This window comes from Caballeronia sp. AZ7_KS35 (assembly GCF_023631045.1).
GTDB classification, from domain to species: domain Bacteria; phylum Pseudomonadota; class Gammaproteobacteria; order Burkholderiales; family Burkholderiaceae; genus Caballeronia; species Caballeronia zhejiangensis.
Genome location: NZ_JALQDV010000001.1, coordinates 460,854 through 480,775, shown reverse-complemented (window position 1 = coordinate 480,775; position 19,922 = coordinate 460,854). Strand labels below are relative to the sequence as shown.

At 63.7% G+C, this 19,922-nt stretch carries 19 protein-coding genes and 1 tRNA gene; 10 read left to right on the top strand and 10 right to left on the bottom strand.

The features are described 5' to 3' along the window. The first annotated feature begins 9 nt into the window (after positions 1-9). The 6 genes from ispE (at position 10) to hisC (ending at position 4,583) form a co-directional block, all read left to right on the top strand. Positions 10-891, top strand: a complete 882-nt coding sequence (gene ispE, locus NCT05_RS02355) for a 4-(cytidine 5'-diphospho)-2-C-methyl-D-erythritol kinase (RefSeq protein WP_034470535.1) — start codon at positions 10-12, stop codon at positions 889-891. A 53-nt stretch (positions 892-944) separates the two neighbouring features. Next, positions 945-1,021, top strand: a tRNA-Gln gene (locus NCT05_RS02350). Between the two features lie 50 nt (positions 1,022-1,071). Then, positions 1,072-2,025 (top strand): ribose-phosphate pyrophosphokinase, encoded by a 954-nt coding sequence (locus tag NCT05_RS02345; RefSeq protein WP_008351701.1) that lies wholly within the window; start codon positions 1,072-1,074, stop codon positions 2,023-2,025. A 151-nt stretch (positions 2,026-2,176) separates the two neighbouring features. Beyond that, entirely contained in the window at positions 2,177-2,794 is a 618-nt protein-coding gene (locus NCT05_RS02340) for a 50S ribosomal protein L25/general stress protein Ctc (protein WP_034470532.1), read from the top strand. A gap of 105 nt (positions 2,795-2,899) precedes the next feature. Next, complete coding sequence (pth, locus tag NCT05_RS02335; RefSeq protein WP_008351704.1) at positions 2,900-3,502, top strand: aminoacyl-tRNA hydrolase; 603 nt, start codon at positions 2,900-2,902, stop codon at positions 3,500-3,502. A 13-nt stretch (positions 3,503-3,515) separates the two neighbouring features. Continuing rightward, on the top strand, positions 3,516-4,583 hold the full coding sequence (gene hisC, locus NCT05_RS02330; protein ID WP_250501691.1) for a histidinol-phosphate transaminase: 1,068 nt from the start codon (positions 3,516-3,518) through the stop codon (positions 4,581-4,583). On the opposite strand, the gene NCT05_RS02325 is transcribed toward hisC, so the two are convergent. From NCT05_RS02325 to rsmD, 3 genes are all read right to left on the bottom strand, one after another. Further along, positions 4,580-4,840, bottom strand: a complete 261-nt coding sequence (locus NCT05_RS02325; protein WP_008351708.1) for a YfhL family 4Fe-4S dicluster ferredoxin — start codon at positions 4,838-4,840, stop codon at positions 4,580-4,582. The genes hisC and NCT05_RS02325 overlap by 4 nt on opposite strands. 77 nt (positions 4,841-4,917) lie before the next feature. Then, positions 4,918-5,424 (bottom strand): pantetheine-phosphate adenylyltransferase, encoded by a 507-nt coding sequence (gene coaD / locus NCT05_RS02320; RefSeq protein WP_008351711.1) that lies wholly within the window; start codon positions 5,422-5,424, stop codon positions 4,918-4,920. A 99-nt stretch (positions 5,425-5,523) separates the two neighbouring features. Beyond that, entirely contained in the window at positions 5,524-6,150 is a 627-nt protein-coding gene (gene rsmD, locus NCT05_RS02315) for a 16S rRNA (guanine(966)-N(2))-methyltransferase RsmD (RefSeq protein ID WP_034470529.1), read from the bottom strand. A gap of 232 nt (positions 6,151-6,382) precedes the next feature. On the opposite strand from rsmD, the gene ftsY reads away from it, so the two are divergent. Beyond that, the gene (gene ftsY / locus NCT05_RS02310) at positions 6,383-7,618 is read left to right on the top strand and encodes a signal recognition particle-docking protein FtsY (RefSeq protein ID WP_034470527.1); all 1,236 of its coding nucleotides are present in this window, start codon (positions 6,383-6,385) and stop codon (positions 7,616-7,618) included. A 32-nt stretch (positions 7,619-7,650) separates the two neighbouring features. On the opposite strand, the gene NCT05_RS02305 is transcribed toward ftsY, so the two are convergent. From NCT05_RS02305 to NCT05_RS02295, 3 genes are read right to left on the bottom strand one after another with little or no spacing between them, the layout of a single operon-like run. Beyond that, on the bottom strand, positions 7,651-8,268 hold the full coding sequence (locus NCT05_RS02305; RefSeq protein ID WP_008351716.1) for a LysE/ArgO family amino acid transporter: 618 nt from the start codon (positions 8,266-8,268) through the stop codon (positions 7,651-7,653). Continuing rightward, the gene (gene maiA, locus NCT05_RS02300) at positions 8,265-8,909 is read right to left on the bottom strand and encodes a maleylacetoacetate isomerase (RefSeq protein ID WP_008351718.1); all 645 of its coding nucleotides are present in this window, start codon (positions 8,907-8,909) and stop codon (positions 8,265-8,267) included. The genes NCT05_RS02305 and maiA overlap by 4 nt, the downstream gene beginning before the upstream one ends. 10 nt (positions 8,910-8,919) lie before the next feature. Further along, on the bottom strand, positions 8,920-9,618 hold the full coding sequence (locus NCT05_RS02295) for a fumarylacetoacetate hydrolase family protein (protein WP_250501690.1): 699 nt from the start codon (positions 9,616-9,618) through the stop codon (positions 8,920-8,922). Between the two features lie 326 nt (positions 9,619-9,944). Between NCT05_RS02295 and ybiB the strand changes: the two genes are divergently transcribed. Together ybiB and leuA are read left to right on the top strand one after the other, a co-directional pair. Beyond that, positions 9,945-10,937, top strand: coding sequence for a DNA-binding protein YbiB (ybiB, locus tag NCT05_RS02290; protein ID WP_250501689.1), 993 nt, complete (start codon positions 9,945-9,947; stop codon positions 10,935-10,937). Between the two features lie 417 nt (positions 10,938-11,354). Next, complete coding sequence (gene leuA, locus NCT05_RS02285; protein WP_008351725.1) at positions 11,355-13,007, top strand: 2-isopropylmalate synthase; 1,653 nt, start codon at positions 11,355-11,357, stop codon at positions 13,005-13,007. 16 nt (positions 13,008-13,023) lie between these two features. Here leuA and NCT05_RS02280 read toward each other — a convergent pair whose 3' ends face one another. Then, positions 13,024-13,407 (bottom strand): nuclear transport factor 2 family protein, encoded by a 384-nt coding sequence (locus NCT05_RS02280; protein WP_008351729.1) that lies wholly within the window; start codon positions 13,405-13,407, stop codon positions 13,024-13,026. Between the two features lie 45 nt (positions 13,408-13,452). Then, positions 13,453-14,019: an acyloxyacyl hydrolase gene (locus NCT05_RS02275; protein ID WP_033536544.1), complete on the bottom strand. Its 567-nt coding sequence runs from the start codon at positions 14,017-14,019 to the stop codon at positions 13,453-13,455. Between the two features lie 363 nt (positions 14,020-14,382). Between NCT05_RS02275 and rpoH the strand changes: the two genes are divergently transcribed. After that, positions 14,383-15,318 carry an RNA polymerase sigma factor RpoH gene (rpoH, locus tag NCT05_RS02270; RefSeq protein WP_008351733.1) on the top strand — a complete coding sequence of 312 codons (936 nt, stop codon included), beginning with the start codon at positions 14,383-14,385 and terminating at the stop codon, positions 15,316-15,318. A gap of 131 nt (positions 15,319-15,449) precedes the next feature. On the opposite strand, the gene nagE is transcribed toward rpoH, so the two are convergent. After that, on the bottom strand, positions 15,450-17,240 hold the full coding sequence (nagE, locus tag NCT05_RS02265) for an N-acetylglucosamine-specific PTS transporter subunit IIBC (RefSeq protein ID WP_034470518.1): 1,791 nt from the start codon (positions 17,238-17,240) through the stop codon (positions 15,450-15,452). Between the two features lie 87 nt (positions 17,241-17,327). Then, positions 17,328-19,916, bottom strand: coding sequence for a phosphoenolpyruvate--protein phosphotransferase (gene ptsP / locus NCT05_RS02260; RefSeq protein WP_250501688.1), 2,589 nt, complete (start codon positions 19,914-19,916; stop codon positions 17,328-17,330). Positions 19,917-19,922 lie beyond the last annotated feature (6 nt).

Genomic DNA, 19,922 nt, shown 5'->3' with positions numbered 1-19,922 from the left:
GCATCACGCATGTCCTCATCGAACGAAACGCTTCGTGACTGCCTCGCGCCCGCGAAGCTGAATCTTTTTCTTCACATCACGGGCCGCCGTCCGGATGGCTACCATTCGCTGCAGACCGTTTTCCAGTTGCTCGACTGGGGCGACCATCTGCACTTCAGGCGTCGCGACGACGGCGTCATCATGCGCAAGACCGACGTGCCGGGCGTGCCCGAAGAACACGATCTCGTCGTGCGGGCCGCACGTTTGCTCCAGCAGCACACGCGGACGAAGTTCGGCGCGGAGATCGAGATCGACAAGCGTTTGCCAATGGGCGCGGGCCTCGGCGGAGGCAGTTCCGACGCGGCGACAACTCTTTTAGCGTTAAATCGTCTCTGGGGTGTTGATCTTTCGCGTGAGATTCTGCAGAATCTCGGCCTGCAACTCGGCGCGGACGTGCCGTTTTTTGTCTTCGGGCAAAATGCTTTCGCAGAAGGTGTAGGTGAGGCGCTCCAGGCAGTCGATCTGCCGAAACGTTTCTTCCTCGTAGTAACGCCTGATGCTCACGTCCCCACCGCGGCGATTTTCTCCGAAAAAAGCTTGACACGGGATACGAAAGTCGTCACAATGATGGACTTTCTTGCACAGCAAAGGTCAGACACAAACTGGCCAGACAGCTTCGGTCGAAACGACATGCAGGCTGTGGTTGCAGGAAAGTACGCGGAAGTTGCAAAGGTGCTCGAGTGGTTTTCCAATCTCGCACCGGCGCGAATGACCGGATCTGGAGCAAGCGTGTTTGCCGCTTTCGCCAGCCGAGCCGAAGCAGAAATGGCGCAAGCCAAATTGCCGGCAAGCTGGAAGAGTGTGGTAACGGCAAGTCTGGATTCTCATCCTCTCTTCGCTTTCGCGTCATAGGTTTCGTTTTGCCGGGTATGTCCTACACTTCCCGGCGAGACTCAGAGTTGTGTAGGGGAGTCGCCAAGTTGGTCAAGGCACCGGATTTTGATTCCGGCATGCGAGGGTTCGAGTCCTTCCTCCCCTGCCATTCCTTTTCTCGCGTTTTTCCTCTCGCCTCCAGCCGCAGACAGGTGCACGATGAGCAGTGACGGCCTGATGGTTTTTACTGGCAACGCTAATCCCGCGCTTGCACAGGAAGTCGTCAAAATCCTTGGTATTCCTCTCGGCAAAGCGATGGTCAGCCGCTTCTCAGACGGCGAGATCATGGTCGAGATTCAGGAAAACGTTCGGGGCAAAGACGTATTCGTTCTGCAGTCCACCTGCGCTCCCACGAACGACAACCTGATGGAACTGATGATCATGGTCGATGCGCTCAAGCGCGCATCCGCAGGCCGGATCACCGCAGCCATCCCCTACTTCGGCTATGCGCGCCAGGACCGCCGTCCGCGTTCCGCGCGAGTGGCCATCTCGGCGAAGGTCGTCGCGAACATGCTGGAAATTGCCGGCGTCGATCGCGTGATCACCATGGACCTTCACGCCGACCAGATTCAAGGCTTCTTCGACATCCCCGTCGACAACATCTACGCAACACCCGTTCTTCTCGGCGATCTGCGCAAGCAGAACCATGACCATCTGCTGGTCGTGTCGCCGGACGTCGGCGGCGTGGTGCGCGCGCGTGCGCTCGCCAAGCAGTTGAACACGGACCTCGCGATCATCGACAAGCGCCGTCCGAAGGCGAATGTCGCTGAAGTGATGAACATCATCGGTGAAGTGGAAGGCCGCACCTGCGTCATCATGGACGACATGGTCGACACCGCCGGCACGCTGTGCAAGGCCGCGCAAGTATTGAAGGATCGTGGCGCGAAACAGGTTTTCGCATACGCGACGCACCCCGTTCTGTCGGGCGGCGCGGCGGCGCGCATCACGGCGTCGGAGCTCGACGAACTCGTCGTCACGGACACGATTCCCCTTTCGGCCGAATCGCTCGCGTGCGCGAAGATCCGTCCGCTGTCGAGCGCGGGTTTGCTCGCGGAGACGTTCTCCCGAATCCGGCGCGGCGACTCGGTGATGTCGCTCTTCGCCGAAGGTTAATCAGAATCGAGCAAGGAACGCGAAGCAGAGGCTTCGCGTTTTTGCATGATCGGCGCGAACGGACGAAGGTTCGCGTCGCTTGTTGTGGGATCACACGTTTTCGATGATCCCGGTTTCCCTGCCTGGTCGCGGGCAGATATAGGAGTCGAATATGAAAGTCGTCGCTTTCGAGCGTAGCAAGCAAGGTACGGGTGCGAGCCGCCGCCTGCGTAACTCGGGCAAGACCCCGGGTATCGTGTACGGCGGTGAAACGGACGTTCAACTGGTCGAACTCGACCACAACGCCCTGTGGCACGCCCTGAAGAAAGAAGTTTTCCACTCGTCGATTCTCGACCTGGAAGTGGCCGGCAAGTCGCAACAAGTTCTGCTGCGCGACGTGCAATACCACCCGTTCAAGCAGCTCGTGCTGCACGTGGACTTCCAGCGCGTCGACGCGAAGAAGAAGCTGCACACCAAGGTGCCGCTGCATTTCATGAACCAGGAAACCAACCCGGCCGTGAAGCTGTCGGGCGCGGTGATCTCGCACGTCGTGACAGAACTGGAAGTGGAATGCCTGCCGGCAGACCTGCCTGAGTTCCTGGAAATCGATCTGGCGAAGATCGAAGCCGGCCAGACGATGCACGCGAAGGACATCCCGCTGCCGAAGGGCGTGAGCCTGACGATCTCCGTCGAGGCGGAAAATCCGGTGGTGGCTTCGGCGACCATTCCGGCTGCCGTCGTGTCGGAAGGGACTGGCGAAGCTGAAGGCGACAAGCCGGCAGCCGAGTAAGCACGCGGAATATCGCTATCCTCTCGATCCGTTCGCAAGAACGGTCGACGTGACCCGCCGGCGCGCAAGCCCCGGCGGGTTTTTTTTCGTTCTACAAGACTCGACATGATCAAGCTGATCGTCGGCCTGGGCAATCCGGGCGCCGAATACACGGCGACGCGGCATAACGCGGGCTTCTGGTTCGTCGACCAGTTCGCACGCGACGCCGGCGCCACGTTGCGCGAAGAGCGCCGTTTCCACGGTTTCTACGGCAAGGGACGTCTGCACGGCCACGAAGTGCATCTGCTCGAACCGCAGACGTTCATGAATCGCTCAGGGCAATCGGTCGTTGCGCTCGCGCAGTTCTTCAAGATTCTCCCCGACGAAATTCTAGTCGCGCACGACGAACTCGATCTTCCGCCCGGCACCGTCAAGATGAAGCTCGGCGGCGGCAGCGGCGGCCACAACGGCCTGAAGGACATCTCCGCGCATCTTTCGTCGCAGCAGTACTGGCGGCTGCGCATCGGGATCGGGCATCCGCGTGATCTGATTCCCGAAGGCGCGCGCGCGGGCGCGAAACCCGATGTCGCGAACTTCGTCCTCAAGCCGCCGCGCCGCGAGGAACAGGACGTGATCGATCAGTCGATCGAGCGCGCGCTCGCCGTGATGCCGTTCGTCGTCGCAGGCGAAACCGAGCGTGCGATGATGAACCTGCACCGCAATTCTTGATTTGGAGCCGACAGTGAGCCGTTTCTGGAGCGATATCGTCCATCGTCTGACGCCGTATGTGCCGGGCGAGCAGCCCGCGCTGGCGCATCCCGTCAAGCTGAACACCAACGAGAATCCGTATCCGCCGTCGCCGCGCGTCGTCGATGCAATCCGCCACGAGCTCGGCGCGGACGGCGCGTCGCTGCGCAAATATCCGGATCCGACCGCGCGTGCATTGCGCGAGGCCGTCGCGAACCATCACGGATTGCGCATCGAGCAGGTTTTCGCGGGCAACGGTTCGGACGAAGTGCTCGCGCACGCGTTCCAGGCGCTGCTCAAGCACGACAAGCCGATCCGCTTTCCCGACATAACCTACAGCTTTTATCCCGTGTACGCGCAGCTTTACGGCGTCGAATACGAGACCGTGCCGCTGAACGCCGATTTCGCCATCGATGTCGACGATTACCGCGCGCCATGCGGCGGCGTGCTGCTGCCGAATCCGAATGCGCCGACGGGCCGCGCCCTGCCGCTGTCGGAAATCGAAGTGCTGCTGAAGGCGAATCCGGATGCACCCGTCATCATCGATGAAGCGTATGTGGACTTCGGCGCGGAATCGGCCGTGAATCTGATCGACGCCTATCCGAACCTGCTCGTCGTGCAGACGACGTCGAAAGCGCGTTCGCTGGCGGGTATGCGCGTCGGCTTTGCGTTCGGCGATCCGGCGCTCATCGAGGCGCTCACGCGCGTGAAGGACAGCTTCAATTCGTATCCGCTCGACCGCCTCGCGCAAGTCGCGGCAATGGCGTCGTACGAAGATCAGGCGTGGTTCGAGGAAGGTTGCACGAAGGTGATCGCGAGCCGCGAGAAGTTGAGCGCGCAGCTACAGACGCTTGGATTCGATGTCGTTCCGTCCGCAGCCAACTTCGTCTTCGCGAAACATCCCGCGCACGATGCCGCGACGCTCGCCGCGGCGCTAAAGTCGAAGGAAATTTTCGTGCGCCACTTCAAACTGCCGCGCATCGATCAGCATCTGCGCATTTCCATCGGCACGCCGGCCGAATGCGATGCGCTCGTCGCTGCATTGACGGAGATCGTCGCTTAGGAATTGCCCTTCGCGGCCATCAGCGCGTGGTACTTGGCCATCAACTGTTCGGGCGATTCGGCGTGCGCCGGATCGCGCGGAATGCATTCCACCGGGCACACTTGCTGGCACTGCGGCTCGTCGAAATGGCCGACGCATTCCGTGCATTTGTTCGGGTCGATGACGTAAATCTCGGGACCCATCGAAATTGCGTCGTTCGGGCACTCGGGCTCGCAAACGTCGCAGTTGATGCACTCGTCGGTAATGATCAGGGACATGCTTCACTCTCTTCTTGCCGGATGGCTTCCGACATAAACCCGCGCACCTTCGCAGATAAGTGCGCGGGCCCGGCGTCTCAAGGCGCCGCCGGATCTTTCTGCGTCTGCTCGCCGACCTTGTCCATCAACCGCTTTTCCACCGACGGGAACACGAACTTGCTCACGTCGCCGCCAAGCTGCGCGATCTCGCGCACGATGGTGCCGGAGATGAACTGATATTGATCGGAGGGCGTCATGAACATCGTCTCGACATCGGGCAGCAGATAGCGGTTCATCCCGGCCATCTGGAATTCATACTCGAAATCGGAGACGGCGCGCAATCCGCGCACGATCACGCGCGCGTTGTTCTTACGCACGAAATCCTTCAATAGCCCGGTGAAACTGCTCACCTGCACGTTCGGATAATGCCCGAGGACCTCGTGCGCGATATCGAGCCGTTCCTGCAGCGAGAAAAACGGCTTCTTCGCGCGGCTGTCCGCGACGCCCACGACGAGCTGATCGAAAATGCTCGATGCGCGCCGCACGATGTCTTCATGCCCGCGGGTGAGCGGGTCGAACGTACCCGGATACACGGCGACAACCATGAGCTTCTCCTCTTCTATTTACACTGGGCCGCGTGGCTGCGACGACCAGCTCTGCCTCGTTTCCCGCGAAATCGGCTGCGTCGAAATCGGAAACGCGCATTATTCCTCATTTTCGCGGCGCAGCAAATGATAGCGGACGGCGCCCGCCTTGCCCTCGCGCACGACGCTCCAGCCGGCGAGCGCATCGATGCCGGACATGTCCAGCGCATCGCCGCATTCGACGTAAATCGCGCCATCGGGCGAAGCGAGCGGCGCCGTCAGTTCGAGCGCGCGCAATAGCAACGCGTGATCGCCGAAAGGCGGATCGAGAAAGATCACGTCGAACGAACCGGGCGCGAGGCTCGCGACGAGCCGCAGCGCATCGGCCTCCGCGATCTCGATGTTGCGCGCGCCGAGCTTGGCCTGATTCGCGCGGATCTGAGCGGCCGCCTTCGCGCTTCGTTCGATCATCAGCACGCGCGCCGCGCCGCGCGACGCGGCTTCGAAACCGAGCGCGCCGCTACCGGCGAACATGTCGAGACAACGTTGTCCGGAGAGATCCTGGCCGAGCCAGTTGAAGAGGGTCTCACGCACGCGATCCGGCGTGGGCCGAAGGCCATCGAGATCGAGCACGGGCAGCGGCGTGCGCTTCCAGTCTCCGCCGATGATGCGGATCGTGTGCGGTTTGCCGCCGCGCGATGGCGTGTGGCTGGTCAGAGCGGAGCGGGTAGCGGACGAGCGAGGCATAAAAGGAAGGTGGGAATCGGGCGCGCCGGGCGTGTTTTTGCTTGAGATCGGATGGCGCGAGCAATGAAAGCCAACGTTACCACACGCACGCCATGACGGGAGCCGCACGGGCGCGCACGGCAGCGCCTGATAAAATATGCCGCTTCCATCCCATCGCGCGGGCCTCGCGCAAAAACGACTCGAAAGCGCGCACAGGGCCATCGGATCACGCGCGCATCATCGTCACACATCCATGTTCAGCTTCTTCAAGAAATTCAAAAAGCCGGCTGATGCGCCGCTCGACGCGCCTCAGGACGAATCCGTCGAGGCGGCCGAAGACGAAGAAATCTCCGACGCCGAGCTGGAACGTCAGGCGCTTTCCGCCGAAACGCCGTCGGAGGAAGTGCAGCCGGAGGAACCGGCGCCCGCGGAACCCGTCGCTCCCGCTGCGCCCACGCCGCCCGCCGCACCGCCCTCGGAGGAATCGAAGGAATACTGGCAAGGGCGCACGCAATCGCAATGGGCGCGCGGCCCAGAGACGGATCAGGCGAGCGAGGAAGTCGTGCCGCCGCCGACGCTCGATGCGGCCGCGAAAAAATCGTGGATCTCGCGTCTGCGGCACGGTCTTTCGAAGACGAGCTCCAATCTGACGGGGATTTTCGTCAGCGCGAAGATCGACGAGGATCTCTACGAAGAGCTCGAAACCGCGCTGCTCATGTCCGACGCCGGCGTCGATGCAACGGAATTCCTGCTCGAATCACTGCGCGAGAAGGTGCGCGCGGAACGCCTGACGGACGCCTCGCAGGTCAAGAAGGCGCTGCGCGAACTGCTCGTCGATCTGCTGCGCCCGCTCGAGAAATCGCTGATGCTCGGACGCGCGCAACCGCTCGTCATCATGATCGCGGGCGTGAACGGCGTCGGCAAGACGACGAGCATCGGCAAGCTGGCGAAGCATTTGCAGCGCTTCAATCAGTCGGTGATGCTCGCCGCCGGCGACACGTTCCGCGCCGCCGCGCGCGAACAGCTGACGGTCTGGGGCGAGCGCAACAACGTGACGGTGATCGCGCAGGAAAGCGGCGACGCCGCCGCCGTGATCTACGACGCGGTCGGCGCGGCGCGCGCACGCAAGATCGACGTGATGATGGCCGACACCGCCGGACGTCTGCCGACGCAATTGCATCTGATGGAAGAGCTGCGCAAGGTGCGCCGCGTGATCGCGAAGGCAATGCCCGATGCGCCGCACGAAGTGCTGCTCGTCATCGACGCGAACACGGGTCAGAACGCGCTCACGCAGGTCAAGGCGTTCGACGACGCGCTCGGTCTCACCGGCCTCGTCGTCACGAAACTCGACGGCACCGCGAAGGGCGGCATTCTCGCGGCCATCGCGCGTCAGCGGCCGGTGCCGGTGTATTTCATCGGCGTGGGAGAGAAAGTCGAGGACTTGCAGCCGTTCAGCGCCGAAGAATTCGCCGACGCGTTGCTCGGCTGAACGTGAAACGAGCGCCCGCGTGGCGCTCTTTTTTATCGCGCGAAGAGCAAGGAAGCCGCGATCCACCACATCACGCAGCCGACGATCACATCGAGCACGCGCCACGACACGTCTTTCTCGAACCACGGTTCCAGAAGACGCGCGCCGTAGCCGAGCGCCGTGAACCAGACGATCGACGAAGACATCGCGCCGGCCGCGAACCACGCGTCGCCCGGCCAGCCGCGTTGCGCGCCGATGCCGCCGAGCAGCACGACGGTATCGAGATAAACGTGCGGATTGAGCAGCGACAAGGCGAGCACCGTGGATGCCGCGCCCACCGCCGTCTGCGAATCGCCATCCGATGCGTCCAGATGCCCCGGCCCGCGCCACGCCGCGATGAACGCGCGCAAGCCGTACAGGAACACGAAGATCGCGCCGGCCCAGCGGATCACGTCGAGCAGGACGGGCGCACGCGAAATGAGCGCCCCCATGCCGCCGACGCCGAGCCCGATCAACATCACGTCGATGAACGCGCAGATCGACACGACGATTCCTACGTGACGTCGCTTCAAACCCTGCCGCAACACGAAGGCGTTCTGCGCGCCGATCGCGACGATCAGGCTCGCGCCCAGTCCCGCCCCCGACAGAAAGCTCGGGAAATCGGCCGTCATTCGGCGTCCGGTTGCTGCGCGGGAGCGGCCCGCGCGAAGGCGTCGATCGTGCTGGCGTGATCGGCGATGCGCGAAATCGTCGGATAAGCGCTCACGTCGATGCCGAAGCGCCGCGCGTTGAACACCTGCGGCACGATGCACAGATCGGCAACGGTCGGCGTGTCGCCGAACGTGAGCGCGCCGACGCGCCTGTCGGCGGCCAGCCGCGTTTCGAGCGACGTGAAACCCATCTCGACCCAATGCCGATACCACGCGTCCTTCACGTCATCCGGCACCTTCACCTGATGCTTCAGGTACTTGAGCACGCGCAAATTGTCGAGCGGATGAATCTCGCACGCGACCTGCATCGCGACCGAACGCACGAACGCGCGATCGGACGGATTCTTCGGCAGGAGCGCCGGCTCGGGATGCGTCTCCTCGAGATACTCGATGATCGCGAGCGACTGCGTGAGAACGTCGTCGCCATCGACGAGCGCCGGCACAATGCCGTCCGGATTCACCGCGCGATATTCGGGCTTCAACTGCTGGCCGCCGTCGCGCAGCAAATGCACGCCCTCGTACTCGTAATCGAGCCCCTTCAGATTCAGCGCGATACGCACGCGATACGCCGCCGAGCTGCGGAAATAGCTGTAGAGCTTCATGGTCGCGGACTCAGACGACGCGCACGGAGAATTCGCCGATGCCGTCGACGCCGCCCTTCAGCACGTCCCCCTTCACGACCGCGCCGACGCCTTCGGGCGTGCCGGTGAAGATGAGATCGCCGGGGAAGAGTTCGAAGAGCGTCGACAGATACGCGACCGTCTCGCCGACCGACCAGATCAGTTGCGAAATGTCCGAGCGCTGCTTTTCCTCGCCGTTGACCGTCAGCCAGATCGCGCTCTTTTCCAGATGCCCGACCTTCGATACGGGATGAATCGGGCCGATCGGCGCGGAGCGGTCGAAACCCTTCGCCGTGTCCCACGGACGGCCGAGCTTCTTCGCTTCGGCTTGCAGGTCACGGCGCGTCATGTCGAGCCCGAGCGCGTAGCCGTAGACGTAGTCCAGCGCCTTATCGGCGGGAATGTCCTTGCCCTGCTTGCCGATCGCGGCGACGAGTTCCATCTCGAAGTGCAGATTCTTCGTCTGCGACGGATACGGGAATTGCGCCGTCGAGCCCGGCGCAACGTTCAGCACGGCATCGGCGGGCTTGCTGAAGAAGAACGGCGGCTCGCGATCCGGATCGTGGCCCATTTCGCGCGCATGGGCTTCGTAGTTTCGCCCGACGCAGTAGATGCGGCGCACGGGAAACTGCTCGTTCGAACCATCGACGGGCACGGCTGCTGCCGGCGCCGGAGGAAACACATAACTCATCCCGCTCTCCTGATGCTGTTTTGATTTGCAGATTTCCGGACGAATGCGTCGGCGTTCACGGCCGGCGAGAACAAGGAGTGTAACGTGCGCGCACAAATCGTGGCGAAGCTTGTCGGGCTTGGCTCTGCGAGCTTTCGACCGGCCTTCGGAGCTGCGGCTGGCGCGGTGGTTTTAGTAAGCATCGGCGGAAAAGCGCGCGAAACGTTCGATGGGCAAACCTTGCCAGCGCTCCTCAAATGCGGTACTCAATAGCATTCCTGCACCTTAAAAAGCGCAACGGCATCGCTCAGATTACGGAATTGAGCGCCCGATCGCGCACCTCTCCGATGACCGACTCCGCTTCCCCCACTTTCGCCTGCGCACGCTACATCAAGGAAATCGGCCGCGGGCCGAATGGCGCGCGCGCACTTTCGCACGAGGATACTTACGCGCTCTACGAAGCGATGCTCGACGATCGCGTGCCCGAACTCGAACTGGGCGCGGTGCTGCTGGCCTATCGCGTCAAGGGCGAAACCGCCGCCGAGCTTGCCGCGATGCTTTCCGCCGCGCATCGCTCGTTCGAGCCGCTGCATGTCCAGGATGGCCGCGAGCACGCACGGCCCGTCTCGATCCCGAGCTACAACGGCGCACGCAAGACGCCCAATCTCGTGCCGCTCCTGTCGCTGCTGCTCGCGCGCGAAGGCGTACCGGTCCTGGTGCACGGTGTCACCGGCGATCCCGGCCGCGTGACGAGCGCCGAAATCTTCGCCGAACTGGGCATCGCGCACGCGACTTCGCACGATGAAATCGAAGACAGCCTCGCCTCGCGCCGCCTCTCCTTCGCGCCGATCACCGTGCTCGCGCCGAAGCTCGCGCGATTGCTCGCGCTCAGACGCCGCATGGGCGTGCGCAATTCGACACATACGCTCGTGAAGATCCTTCAACCGTTCGCGGACCCGGGCCTGCGGCTCGTCAACTACACGCATCCCGAATATCGCGAGAGTCTCACCGGGCTTTTCACCGCGCATCCGGACGCGGCGGCGGGCGGCGCACTGCTCGCGCGCGGCACGGAAGGCGAAGCCGTCGCGGACACGCGCCGCCAGGTGCAGGTCGACTGGTTTCACGACGGCCACGCCGAAACGCTGATCGCGCCCGAGCATTCGCAGCCGGACGCCCCGCGTGTCGAGCTGCCCGAGACGCTCGACGCCGCGACCACCGCGCGCTGGATCGAATCCGTGCTGCGCGGCGATGTGCCGGTGCCGCCCGCGGTCGCGCGCCAGGTTGAAGTCATCGCCAATGTGGTGCGCAAGCCGGTCGCCGGTCAGGAAAATCCCGTTTGACACACTATTCAACGCTGGTTTAAAGTCGAACGCATGCGCTTGACCCAGTTCTCCTCCCTCCGAATTATTTCGGGCCGCCTAGCGCGGCCCCTATCGCTACGTCTAGCGTAAGTCGCCAGACGTAGCGCCGTGCGTTCGCAAGTCGCGCGGTCCTCCAGAAGTTTCCCGCAGTACCTTTTCTTACCAACCTGTAGTCGTCAGCTTTTCGTTCGCGCATCCCGCGAAACGGAAACGCGAGGGTCACATGCACGCTGCTTCGCGCACGTTCACGTTGGTCGCAGGCGTCACCATCGCCGGTGATTCGTGTGAACGCGCGCGCCGCCCGGTCTTACGTGCATGCCGCCACGCCCGGCCAGCCGCCGGACACGGCCTCTCTCGCAGACGCTACGCAAACCGTCCGAAGAGAGATCGACGATCATGATGCCGAACCCCGCCGAGAAATACCGTCCGTTTCCGCAAGTCCGTCTGAATGGCCGCCGCTGGCCGAACCGCACGATCGAAAAAGCGCCCGTCTGGATGAGCACCGATCTGCGCGACGGCAACCAGTCGCTCATCGAGCCGATGAGCATCGCAGCGAAGCTCGAGTTCTTCGAGATGCTGGTGAAAATCGGGTTCAAGGAAATCGAGGTGGGCTTCCCGTCGGCATCGCAGACGGATTTCGACTTCGTGCGCAAGCTGATCGACGAAAAGCGCATTCCGGACGACGTGACCATCGAAGTGCTCGTGCAGTCGCGCCGCGAACTGATCGAGCGCACGTTCGAAGCGGTGGAAGGTGCGAGCAAGGTGATCGTGCATCTCTATAACGCGATCGCGCCGTCGTTCCGCAAGATCGTGTTCAACCAGTCGAAGGACGAAGTGAAGGCGCTGGCGGTCGAAGGCACGCGCATCATCAAGGAATGCGCGGCGGCGCGGCCGGACACGCACTGGATCTATCAGTACTCGCCCGAAACCTTCAGCATGACGGAGCTGTCGTTCGCGCGCGAAGTTTGCGATGCCGTCGCGCAAATGTGGCGTCCGACGCCCGATCACAAAATGATCGTGAATCTGCCCGCGACCGTCGAAGCGGCAACGCCCAACGTCTTCGCCGATCAGATCGAGTGGATGGACCGCAACATGGGCTTTCGCGACAGCATCGTGCTGTCGGTGCATCCGCATAACGATCGCGGCACGGCCGTCGCGGCGGCGGAAATGGCGTTGCTCGCTGGCGCGGATCGCATCGAAGGCTGCCTCTTCGGCAACGGCGAGCGCACCGGCAATGTCGATCTCGTGACGCTCGCGATGAATCTCTACACGCAAGGCGTCGATCCGGGCCTCGATTTTTCCGATATCGACGCCGTGCGCCGCGTCGTCGAGCGCTGCAATCAGATTCCGGTGCATCCACGCCATCCGTACGCGGGCGATCTCGTGTTCACCGCGTTTTCGGGTTCGCATCAGGACGCGATCCGCAAGGGCTTCGCGCAGCGCGTGCCGGGCACGGTGTGGGAAGTGCCCTATCTGCCGATCGATCCGGCCGATCTCGGCCGCAGCTACGACGCCGTGATCCGCGTGAACAGCCAGTCCGGAAAGGGCGGTTCGACGTATCTGCTCGAACGCGGTCTCGGCTTCACGCCGCCGCGCCGCGTGCAGATCGAATTCAGCCACGCCGTCCAGAAAGTCACCGATGCATCCGGCGCGGAAATCAGCGGCGAAGCGATCTGCGAGCTCTTCAAGCGCGAGTATTTCGATGCGGGCGGGCCGGTATCGCGCATCGACGTTTCGACGCTTACGGTATTCGAAAGGCGCGTCGCATTACCGGCCGTAGTGGCTGCGACGAGCGGCGACGCTCACGCGCAGGCGGTCGCCGCCGCGCTCGGCGTGGACGCGAGCGTGAACTGGTTCGAGACGTCCGTGACGGCGAACGGCGACACGGCGGCGTTCGTCGGCTGTCGTGTCGGAGACGGGCCGACGCGCTTCGGCGTCGCGGTGCATGCGAATCCGGCGCTCGCGGTCGCCGATGCCGTCGTGAGCGCGGTCAACCGCTCCGGGCGCGTCGTGGACAACCTGCGGCAAGACGAAGCCGTGGAAGCGTGATGGGCGGCGCGCGTGGCTATTCGAGCGCCACGCGCGTCGCCTGCAGGGCGAGCAGCTGCCATTGGCCTTCGGTCTGCACATGGACGGCGGTGTAGGCGATCGGAAACAGCAGCGCGCCGTTCTTCGATTCCATCTCGATCAGCGCACGGCCCGACACGAGGCACGTATCGCGGCCGGCGGGCAGCACATCCTGCGACTGAATTTCGATCTGCCGATAGCGGCGGCGGCCCGCGGTGATCGCGTCGATGAACTGGCGCTTCGTCTCCCGCTTGCCGTTCGTGTGGACGTAGCTGACGTTCTCGGCCAGCAGCGCGTCCAGCGCCGGGCCGTCGCCCTCGACCATGGCACGGAAGCGATCGCGCTCGAGGCCGCGGATGGCCTCAATGGTTTTTGCCGGCATCTGTCGATTCCCCTTGTGTCGAGGAACCGATGCGCCGGCGCCTCGTCAGAAGTTGTATTGCAGATATAGCTGGCTGAAATTTATACCAGGATTCGGCTCTTTGATACCGCCGTTCGACAGATGCTGAAAGCGAAATCCCGCTTGATAGCTCTGCTTCGACCCGAAGATCATGCCGACGCCCACCATGTCCGCGAACTGGAACGCCGACCCGACGCTGAAATCCTCGGTGATGCGCGTGTGCGAGAGCAGCCGCACGCCGACGCCCGCCTCGATGAACGGCCGGAAGTAGCCCGAGCTCTTCACGAAGCGCAGCACTGGCGTAATGCCGAATTCCCATATGTTCGGATGCACGGCGTTGTCCTCGGTCGTGTGCCAGTAGGACACGTGACCTTCGCCGATGAGCGTGAAGTGAAAACCGCCGATCTCCCACCAGGTGAGGCCCGGATCCCAGGACAGGCCGAGATCGGCCTTCTTGATGTCGTGGTCGGCGACGCCGCCGGCGATCTGGACACCGAATCGGTCGGCATGAGCCGCCGCCGACGCGAGACCCAATGCAGTACAAACCGCCACGCGCACTAGCGGGCGGGGCCACGAACTCTTGTTTTTATGCATTTGCACCCCAATTTGCTCGGATAGCGGGTGTGTTTCGTAAATTGCTGTCGCTTGGCGATTCTAGTGACGTTTTAAAACATTTGCAGAAATCGCATCAGCGCGTCCCAGTTTGTAGAATTTTTGATCGCGACAGTGGGCAAGTAAGGTAAATCATGCGAAAACGTTTCAGCCTCCGGTAGTTTCTTCCGCTACTCGCGCAACAGTCCGTCCTATTGAACCCGCAAATTCGATAGTTTTTGTGGGAACTCCCACATTCCCCTCTGCTCTAACACTTAGCACTCGATGGACTGGAGTGCTAATATCGTGTCTGACTTGCCGCGGTCGTTAAGCGGCACGTGAATTGTTGATAAGGAGCTTATGAGCGTGACCAATGCGATGACCCTTCCGAATGTTGTGAGCTCGGCACCTGCCAAGGCATCTTCGGCAGGCGCGCTGACGTACGCACAGTCGTCGATGCTGACCGGCCAGATCGGCAACATCGATTCATACATACAAGCAGTGAACCGTATTCCGATGCTTTCGCAGGCGGAGGAACGACAGTACGCCACCGAATTCCGCGAGCAGGGCAACCTGAACGCCGCGCGCCAGCTGGTGCTTTCGCACCTGCGCCTCGTCGTGTCGATCGCCCGTAACTATCTCGGTTACGGCTTGCCGCACGCCGACCTGATCCAGGAAGGCAACATCGGTCTGATGAAAGCGGTGAAGCGCTTCGACCCAGAGCAAAACGTGCGCCTGGTGTCGTATGCGATGCACTGGATCAAGGCCGAGATTCACGAGTACATCCTGCGCAACTGGCGCATGGTGAAGGTCGCGACGACCAAGGCGCAGCGCAAGCTGTTCTTCAATCTGCGCAGTCACAAGACCAGCCATTCGGCGTTCACGCCGGACGAGATCGAAGGTCTCGCGAGCGAGCTGAACGTAAAGCGCGAGGAAGTCGCGGAGATGGAAACGCGCTTGTCGGGCGGCGATATCGCGCTCGAAGGCCAGGTCGAGGATGGCGAGGAAGCGTACGCGCCCATCGCCTATCTGGCCGACTCGCACAACGAGCCGACTAACGTCATCGCCGCGCGGCAGCACGACAGGCTGCAAAGCGACGGCCTCGCCGATGCACTCGAATCGCTCGACGAACGCAGCCGCCGCATCATCAAGGCGCGCTGGCTCGACGTGCAGGACGACGGCTCGGGCGGCAAGACGCTGCATGAACTGGCCGACGAGTTCGGCGTCTCGGCGGAGCGCATTCGCCAGATCGAGGCGAGCGCGATGAAGAAGATGCGCTCGGCGTTGCATGACTACGCGTAACAATTGACTGTGCCATTGCAGAAATTGCAAAGCCCGCCGTCGACGAGACGGCGGGCTTTTTCTTTGGCACTTCGCTGAAAACACAAACGGCGCCCGCGGGCGCCGTTTGTTATCGAGCTTCGATTACCGCTTCAGGCAGGCATCGGTGCAGCGCCGCCGCCGTTGCCGGACAAGCGCGTGGACAGTTGCGCCGCATAGCGCTGCGCCGCCGCGCCCACGACGATGTGGAACGTATCCGCCGACACCCACGCCACATCCAGCGACGACAAACGCTGACGATCCACCGACGACGGATCGCGCACGACCACGCGCAGGCGCGTCTGCGCAACCGCGTCGAGCGATACCACGTTGGTCGCGCCGCCGAACACCGCGAGCCAGCGGAACGGGTCCGGATCGAGCGGGCCGGGCGTCTGGTCGCCGCTCACCGCTGCCGCGACCGGTTGCGCCGGCGTCGACGATGCGGGCGTTGCGCCGCGCGTCGACGAATGCTCGAGTTCGCTGCGGATTTCATCGGCGATCAGATCGGCTTCCGGCCCGATGATCACCTGGACGTTGGTCGCGCCGCGCTTCAACACGCCGCGCGCGCCGATGCTCTTCAACTGCGGCTCCGACACCTTCTCCGAATCGACGACCGACAGACGCAGACGCGTCGTGCAGGCATCGACGAGCGTCAGATTGGATGCGCCGCCGAGCGCCGCGACGTACTTCGCAGCGCGCGTGTTCGACACGGCTGCTGCCGCGCCGGGCACGGGCGGAATCAGGCCTCCATCGACGGTTTGGGCCACGTCGGTTTCGGCGTCGGTCGTGGCCGGCTCGCGGCCCGGCGTCGCCATGTTGAACTTGCGGATAAAGAAGCGGAACAGGCCGTAATAGATGACGAAGTACACCGCACCGACCACGAGCGCCAGCCAGCCGCGCTGCGACAGACCGTAGTTCAGCACGTAGTCGATCGCGCCCGCCGAGAACGTGAAGCCCAGGTGGATGCCGAGCGCCGAGCAGATGGCGAGCGACAGGCCCGTCAGCACTGCGTGGATGCCGTAGAGCACCGGAGCCAGGAACATGAACGAGTATTCGATCGGCTCGGTCACGCCCGTCAGGAATGCGGTCAGGGCCATGGAGAACAGCAGGCCGCCGACGATCGCGCGGCGCTCCTTCGGCGCTTCATGGAACATCGCGAGGCACGCGGCCGGGAGACCGAACATCATCACCGGGAAAAAGCCCGTCATGAAGCCGCCCGCCGTCTTGTCGCCCGCGAAGAAGCGATGCAGGTCGCCGTGCACGATCGCGCCGCCGTCGGGCGGCGTGAACGAGCCGAACACGAACCACGCGAGCGAGTTGATGATGTGATGCAGACCCGTAACCAGCAGGATGCGGTTCAGCACGCCGAACACGAAGGTGCCGAGCGCGCCGGCGGTCGTCAGCCAGTTGCCCGCGCCGTCGATGGCCGCCTGCACCGGCTGCCAGATGTAGCCGAAGACGATGCCGAGCACCAGACACGCGACGCCTGTCACGATCGGCACGAAGCGCTTGCCGCCGAAGAATGCCAGATACTCGGGCAGCTTGATGTCCTTGTATCGGTTATACAGATAGCCGGCCACCATACCGGCGATGATCCCCGACAGCACGCCCATGTTGAGCTTGTCGTTGATGTCCTTCATCACGGCCACTTCGATGAGGTAGCCGATCGCGCCGGCGAGACCCGCCGTGCCGTTGTTGTCCTTCGCGAAGCCCACCGCCACGCCGATCGCGAACAAGAGCGGCAGATTGGTGAAGATCGCGTCGCCGGCGTCGGCGATCATCTTGATGTTGAAGACATCGGGCTGGCCGAGACGCAAAAGCAGGCCGGCCACCGGTAGTACGGCGATCGGCAGCATCAGCGCGCGGCCTAGTCGCTGCATCTTTGCAAACGGGTTGGCGTCCATCGGGTTCTCCAAAAAATATAGGTCTTGTCTTTGCTGCTTCGGGGATTGCTGAAAAGGCATCCGTGAAGCTGGCTGCAGGGAAGACGTTCAGTCCTGCGGCCAGATTTCGCGGCTTGCCGCTCTTACTGCCTGAGCCGATTCGAGCGCGAGGCAATCCTCGGCGCGCTGACGGCACAGTTGGTAATCGAGATTGCGCACGCGCGCCTTGATGCCGGGCACCGACACCGGATCGACCGACAATTCCGTCACGCCGAGTCCGATGAGCAAGGGCGCCGCGACGGGATCGCCGCCGAGCGCGCCGCACACGCCGACCCACTTGCCGTGCTTCTCCGCGCCCTGCACCGCCGCCTTGATGAGACGCAGCACGGCCGGATGCAGGCCGTCGGATTGCGCGGCGAGATCGGGCTGGCAACGGTCCATCGCGAGCGTGTACTGCGTGAGATCGTTGGTGCCGATCGAGAGGAAATCGGCGTATTTCGCCAGTTGGTCGGCAAGCAGCGCCGCCGACGGCACTTCGATCATCACGCCCACTTCGACCGGATCGGTGCGGCCCGCTTCGCGCGCCAGTTCGTCGATGCGCGCACGCAAGCGCTGCAGTTCGCCGGAATCGGTGACCATCGGCAACAGGATTCGCAGCGCGCCCGCCGGCTTCACGGCGAGCAGGCCGCGCAACTGGTCATCGAGCAGATCGGGGCGCACTTGCGCGAGCCGGATGCCGCGCAGCCCGAGCGCCGGATTTTCCTCGGGCGGCAGCGTCAGATAATCGACTTCCTTGTCCGCGCCGACATCGAGCGTGCGGATGATCGCGGTGCGGCCCTGCAAGGCATCGACGATGCCCTGATAGCTTTGCGCGTGCTCCGCGACCGTCGGCGCCGACTGGCGATGAATGAACAGCAGTTCGGTGCGCAACAGGCCGACCGCATCGGCGCCGTTTTCGACGGCGGCTTTGGCGTCGTCGAGCGTCGCGATGTTCGCGGCGACTTCGATCGCGCGGCCATCCTTCGTCGATGCCGCTTCGCGCGACAGCTTGCGGTTCGCTTCACGCACGCCCGCGAGCCGCTCGCGCTCGTTGCGTGCGCGCTCGACGTCGAGCGCGGTCGGCGCATGCTCGATGCGTCCCGCCGATGCATCGACGACGACTTGCGTGCCTTCGGGAATCGCGTGCAGCGCATCGCCGATCGCGACGAGCGCCGGAATGCCCATCTGCCGCGCGATGATCGCCGCGTGCGAGGTCGCGCCGCCGCGCGCCATCACGAGCGCGGTGACGCGGGTGCGGTCGAGCGACGACAGATCGGACGGCGTGAATTCCGTGGCGGCGAGCACGGCTTCCTGAGGCAACTCGAGCGCCGCCGTGTTGTTGAGGCCGAGCGCGCGCAACACGCGCTTTTCGATGTCGCGAAGATCGGCCGCGCGCTCGGCGAGCAGTTCGTCCTGCACGTTCGAGAGCAGCGCGATCTGCGCGCGGATCGCCTCGCGCCATGCGAAGCCCGCGCTCTTGCCGAGGCTGATGAGATCGCGCGCGGCGTCGAGAAGCGTCGGATCTTCGAGCAGCACGCGATGCACCGCGAAAATGCCCGCTTCGCCGACCGCGCCGCGCTGCGACGCGGTACGCACGGTTTCGCCGAGTTCGGCATCAACCTGGGCGATGGCTTTATCGAGCGCGCGGCTTTCCGCCGCCGACGCGCCGCTCGCCTGTTCCGGCGGCACGATTTCCTGATCGTCCCAGCGCACCAGCTTGCCGATCGCGATGCCCGGCGCCGCGCACACGCCCGCGAGCGTGTTCGGCGGCAACGGCTCGCCCGTTCGCGTGGCTTGCACGACCGGCGCGGGCGACTTCTCGCGCGCGGGCGATTCTTCGACTTCGCCTTGCGCCGCGCGCAGCAATTCCACCGCGACCGCTTCGACCGCCTGTTGCGCCTGCACGCCGATGCCGACGAGCTCGATGGTCGCGCCCTCGCCCGCACCGAGGCGGAGCAGGCCGACGACGCTTTCCACCGGCGCCTTCTTGCCTTCGTAGCGCACTTCGACCTTCGCGTCGAAACCGCGGGAAGCTTCGCGTGCCCGCGCCGCCGGACGCGCATGGAGGCCGCCCGCATGGGAGAGCGTCAGGCTGCGGCGCGCTTCGTCGAGAACGACCGCGCCCGCGCGCGCCGTCTCGGCTTTCTCGCCGTCCTTGGCGCGCAGAACCAGCAGGCGCGAGCCCGCTTTCAGCACGCCGCGGCCGGCGCGATCGATGACATCGAAGGCATCGCCGTTGGCGATCGCGATTACCGAAACGAGGCTCGGCGCGTGCTGCGCGACGAAATCCGCATCGAACTCGATCAGCGGCTCGCCCGCGCGCACCGTCGCGCCTTGCTGGATCTTCGGCGTGAAGCCCTTGCCGCCCAGCTCGACCGTGTCGATGCCGATATGCACGAGAATCTCGGCGCCTTCCTTCGTGCGCAGCGTCACGGCGTGATGCGTGCGCGCCAGATGCGTGATGGTGCCGTCGCAGGGCGAGACGAGCACGTTATCGAGCGGATCGATGCCGATGCCGTCGCCGAACATGCCCTCGGCGAACACGGGATCCGGCACGTCGGCGAGCGGCACGACGGGACCGGTGAACGGCGCGAGCAGCACGACGTCGTTCGGGTTATCGATGGAATGGTTCAACAGTGACTCCTCGGCACGGCGCATCGGCTA

Coding starts and splice junctions, on each gene's coding strand:
- nagE (WP_034470518.1), bottom strand. CDS start 17,240: ATGGACGCCAACCCGTTTGCAAAGATGCAGCGACTAGGCCGCGCGCTG.
- NCT05_RS02325 (WP_008351708.1), bottom strand. CDS start 4,840: ATGTCCCTGATCATTACCGACGAGTGCATCAACTGCGACGTTTGCGAG.
- leuA (WP_008351725.1), top strand. CDS start 11,355: ATGATGCCGAACCCCGCCGAGAAATACCGTCCGTTTCCGCAAGTCCGT.
- NCT05_RS02340 (WP_034470532.1), top strand. CDS start 2,177: ATGAAAGTCGTCGCTTTCGAGCGTAGCAAGCAAGGTACGGGTGCGAGC.
- ybiB (WP_250501689.1), top strand. CDS start 9,945: ATGACCGACTCCGCTTCCCCCACTTTCGCCTGCGCACGCTACATCAAG.
- NCT05_RS02275 (WP_033536544.1), bottom strand. CDS start 14,019: ATGCATAAAAACAAGAGTTCGTGGCCCCGCCCGCTAGTGCGCGTGGCG.
- ftsY (WP_034470527.1), top strand. CDS start 6,383: ATGTTCAGCTTCTTCAAGAAATTCAAAAAGCCGGCTGATGCGCCGCTC.
- ptsP (WP_250501688.1), bottom strand. CDS start 19,916: ATGCGCCGTGCCGAGGAGTCACTGTTGAACCATTCCATCGATAACCCG.
- coaD (WP_008351711.1), bottom strand. CDS start 5,424: ATGGTTGTCGCCGTGTATCCGGGTACGTTCGACCCGCTCACCCGCGGG.
- NCT05_RS02280 (WP_008351729.1), bottom strand. CDS start 13,407: ATGCCGGCAAAAACCATTGAGGCCATCCGCGGCCTCGAGCGCGATCGC.
- ispE (WP_034470535.1), top strand. CDS start 10: ATGTCCTCATCGAACGAAACGCTTCGTGACTGCCTCGCGCCCGCGAAG.
- NCT05_RS02305 (WP_008351716.1), bottom strand. CDS start 8,268: ATGACGGCCGATTTCCCGAGCTTTCTGTCGGGGGCGGGACTGGGCGCG.
- NCT05_RS02295 (WP_250501690.1), bottom strand. CDS start 9,618: ATGAGTTATGTGTTTCCTCCGGCGCCGGCAGCAGCCGTGCCCGTCGAT.
- pth (WP_008351704.1), top strand. CDS start 2,900: ATGATCAAGCTGATCGTCGGCCTGGGCAATCCGGGCGCCGAATACACG.
- rsmD (WP_034470529.1), bottom strand. CDS start 6,150: ATGCCTCGCTCGTCCGCTACCCGCTCCGCTCTGACCAGCCACACGCCA.
- maiA (WP_008351718.1), bottom strand. CDS start 8,909: ATGAAGCTCTACAGCTATTTCCGCAGCTCGGCGGCGTATCGCGTGCGT.
- NCT05_RS02345 (WP_008351701.1), top strand. CDS start 1,072: ATGAGCAGTGACGGCCTGATGGTTTTTACTGGCAACGCTAATCCCGCG.